Here is a 1430-nt window from a genome sequence, read left to right as displayed (position 1 = left end):
CCTGCTGCTGGGTGAAGAGGTTGCCGGTCGAGTCTTTGGCGTCAGTCTGATCCTTTCCGATCATGGCCGGGTTGGGATGCGCTAGTGTTCTGTCACTGACGAGTGATTCCGAAATCCGATCCGACGTGCGATCCTGCTCTGATGGGCAAGATCGAACGCATTGAGGTTCCCGCCGCTGATCGAGATCGCTTGGAGAGCTTGGTCGGTGACCGCAACACATCCCAGAAGGTCGTCTGGCGGGCTCGGATTGTTCTGCTGGCTGGTGAGGGCCTGCGCGCTACCGAGGTCGCCGGCCGCGTCGGCACGAGCACTCTGACGGTGAGGCGCTGGCGCCGCCGCTATGCGCAGGCGGGCGTCGACGGGCTTCTCAAGGACGCCACCCGCCCGCCAGGGCGCAAGCCCCTGACGGCCGCGGTGATCCAGCGGGTTGTCGACATGACCCTGCATGAGAAGCCGCCGCGAGCGACGCAGTGGAGCGTGCGCTCGATGGCCGCTGTCACAGGCCTGTCCCACACCAGCGTGCAGCGGATCTGGCACGCCCACGGCCTCAAGCCGCACTTGGTCAAGACCTTCAAGCTGTCCACCGACAAGCCCTTTGTCGAGAAGGTCCAGGATGTGGTCGGCCTGTATCTCGATCCGCCGGACAAAGCCCTGGTACTCGCGGTTGATGAAAAGTCTCAGATCCAGGCGCTCGACCGCACCCAGCCGGGCCTGCCGCTCAAGAAGGGCCGTGCCGGCACCATGACCCACGACTATAAACGACATGGCACCACGACCCTGTTTGCCGCTCTCGATGTGGCGACCGGCACGGTCCTGGGCACCTGCATGAAGCGCCATCGCCATCAGGAGTTTCTGCGCTTCCTGCGTGTCATTCATCGCAACACCGACAAGCGCCTCGACCTGCACCTGATCGTGGACAACTACGCCACCCACAAGCACCCCAAGGTGAAGGCTTGGCTCGAAAAGCATCCGCGCTTCCACCTGCACTTCACGCCGACCTCGGCCTCATGGCTCAACCAGGTTGAGCGCTTCTTTGCCCTGATCACCCAGGAGCGCATTCGGCGGGGCGCCTTCACGAGCGTGCCCGATCTGGAAAGCGCGATCATGGACTACCTGGAGCACCACAATGCCGACCCGAGACCCTTTGTCTGGACCGCCTCGGCCTCAGCTATCCTGGAAAAGGTCGCCCGTGCGAAACAAGCGTTAGAGTCACAACACTAGCGGAAGGTGGTCTTCTACGCGAACCCCTTCTTTTTGGGAAGATTACCCTACAAGCAGGACGAATTTGGGGGTTATGATGCGGGTTCTACCGGTTTTTAGTCCGTGAACCTCGCCCCGTAATGAATCCCGGTGGTCCACACCAGCCGGACATTCGCGTTCGCGTCCTCCGACGGAATCTGCAGCTCGAATTCCAGCGGAAAATCGGCAGG

The 1430-nt window shown here is 62.0% G+C and carries 1 protein-coding gene; it reads left to right on the top strand.

Annotated elements, in window-relative coordinates:
• Nucleotides 1–141 precede the first annotated feature (141 nt).
• Complete coding sequence (locus C7G61_RS42705) at nt 142–1221, top strand: IS630 family transposase (protein WP_108523411.1); 1080 nt, start codon at nt 142–144, stop codon at nt 1219–1221.
• Nucleotides 1222–1430 lie beyond the last annotated feature (209 nt).

This window comes from Bradyrhizobium algeriense (assembly GCF_003062295.1).
Classification (GTDB): Bacteria; Pseudomonadota; Alphaproteobacteria; order Rhizobiales; family Xanthobacteraceae; genus Bradyrhizobium; species Bradyrhizobium algeriense.
Note: the sequence above shows the minus strand (reverse complement) of the source record. Positions and strands in the feature narration are given on the sequence as shown.